Below are 2,141 nucleotides of genomic sequence, written 5' to 3'. Positions count from 1 at the left end.
GGGTCGGTCGGAATTAGCACCATCGGGCCGAACCAATTCTCCGGCTCGCGCGTTCGAAGCGACCGGAGCGTAGCGATGACGAGGAGAGTTAGATGAGGAAGTTTCTTTTGGCCACGACGGCTTTGGCCATATCCGGGATCGCTGCTTCGGCGGCGGATTTGCCGACGCGCAAGGGCGTGCCCATCGCTCCGGCCTATATTCCCGCCTTCACTTGGACCGGCTTCTACGTCGGCTTGAATGCCGGGGTGGGTTGGGCAAACAACAACAGCAATTTGCCTGCTGGCGCCATTCCCATCTCCGGCTTTGCCAGGTCGAACAGCAACCAGGCTGGTTTCGTCGGCGGTGGCCAGGCGGGTTACAATTATCAGTTCGGCGCGGGACAGGGTGTGGTGGTCGGCGCGGAAACCGACATCCAATTCGCTGATCTGCGGACTCGGAACAATCAGCCGTTCACCTTTGCGACGACGCCCGGCACGACGTTCTTCCAGGGCTCGAGCAGCGGCAACTATCTCGGCACGGTGCGCGCGCGCCTCGGCTACGGCTTCGACCGTGTCCTCTTCTACGGCACGGGCGGTCTCGCCTATGGCGACATCGGCGGCAATCGCAACAGCGCCGCCTTCGCCGTCACCAACGCCGGCGCGGTGAACCCGTTCACGAACACGATCGCGGCAACCACCACGACGACGCAGCTCGCCAGCACCGGCTCGCGCACGCGCGCGGGATGGACTCTGGGTGGCGGTATCGAATACGCGGTGTGGCAGAACTGGACCGTGAAGGCCGAGTATCTTTACTACAATCTCGGCCACAACAACGTGACGACCCTTACGCCGTTTAGCATTGCCAGCAGCAACAAGGACAATACCGGCAACATCGTTCGCGCCGGCGTGAACTACAAGTTCTGGTAAGCTATGCACCAACGAGACTGAGTGACCGGCGGGCCAAAAGCCCGCCGGTCTTTCTTTTAGGAAGAGTTGGCAAGCTCGACTCTATTAGCGCGAGCGCTCTGCTTAGACCTGCCGCGCCGCTGACAACCCGCGGTCACTGTGGCGGCGTGCCATTCGCCGCCAGGACCTCGCCCGAAAAATATAGCGAGCCTGCGAGCAGGATGCGGGGTGGAACGTCCCAAACGCGTGCGGCGATGCGTTCGAGCGCGGTCTCGATGCTCGCCGCTTCATCGGCCTTCAACCCCGCCTCGCGCGCGAACTCGACGACTTCGAGCGGTGGACGGCCGGCCGCGCTCCCGGCCATTGGCACGGCGAGGAGCTCTGATACGAGTCCCTGAAACGGTCGCAGGAAGCCCGCGGTGTCCTTGGTCGACAGCATCGCGGCGACCATCACCAAAGGTCGCGGGGAATGTTGCTCGAGGTCTCCCATGGCGGCGGCGAGCACGCGGCCGCCATCGGGGTTGTGACCGCCATCAAGCCAGAGCTCCGCGCCTTGAGGAATGAGCGTCAGAAGCTTGCCGCGCGTCAGGCGCTGAAGCCTTGCCGGCCACTCCGCCGAGAGGAGGCCGCGCTCGAAATTTGCGGCAGTGAGCGGCGCGAGGTTCGCGGTGCGCAAGGTCGCTATCGCAGTCGCCGCGTTGACGTGCTGATGGCGGCCTGGCAGGCGTGGAAGAGGCAGATCGAGTAGACCCGCTTCATCCTCGAACACGAGCCGGCCGTTCTCCTCGCGGATGTGGAAGTCCTCGCGGCCGAGTACCAGCTTCGAGGCGCTCCTCGCCGCCTCGCGCCTCAGCACCATCTCGGCTTCCGGATAATCCTGCGGCGCCACGATTGCGGGCGCGCCGCGCTTGAAGATGCCCGCTTTTTCGCGAGCGATCTCCTCGAGTGTCGAACCCAACCATTCCTGATGATCGAGGCCGATGGAGGTAATCACCGTTGCGATCGGCGAGCGTACGACATTGGTGGCGTCGCCGCGTCCGCCGACGCCAACCTCGAGCAAGGTGGCGTCGGCCGGATGGCGCGCGAAGAGCAGAAAGGTCGCGGCCATCGTGATCTCGAAAAAGCTGATCTCGCCGCCCGCGTTGACGCGCTCGCAGCGCTCGAGCGCCTCGACCAGCTCTTCCTCGCTCACCAGCTCACCGGGTATGCCCTTGCGGCCGAGCCTTATCCGTTCGTTAAAGCGCACGAGGTGTGGCG

At 64.2% G+C, this 2,141-nt stretch carries 2 protein-coding genes; one reads left to right on the top strand and one right to left on the bottom strand.

The window, feature by feature from the left end:
- The first annotated feature begins 92 nt into the window (after positions 1-92).
- Complete coding sequence (locus tag JOY90_RS35505) at positions 93-905, top strand: outer membrane beta-barrel protein (protein ID WP_291695748.1); 813 nt, start codon at positions 93-95, stop codon at positions 903-905.
- 133 nt (positions 906-1,038) lie between these two features.
- On the opposite strand, the gene JOY90_RS35500 is transcribed toward JOY90_RS35505, so the two are convergent.
- Positions 1,039-2,141, bottom strand: a 1,103-nt coding sequence (locus JOY90_RS35500) for a Mur ligase family protein (protein ID WP_291695747.1), incomplete at its 5' end; no start/stop codon positions are given.

This window comes from Bradyrhizobium sp. (assembly GCF_019242285.1).
Taxonomy (GTDB): domain Bacteria; phylum Pseudomonadota; class Alphaproteobacteria; order Rhizobiales; family Xanthobacteraceae; genus Bradyrhizobium.
This window is presented reverse-complemented; position numbering and strand designations above follow the sequence as displayed.

Excerpts from the sequence above, each read along its gene's own strand:
- JOY90_RS35505 (WP_291695748.1), top strand. The coding sequence starts at position 93 with ATGAGGAAGTTTCTTTTGGCCACGACGGCTTTGGCCATATCCGGGATC.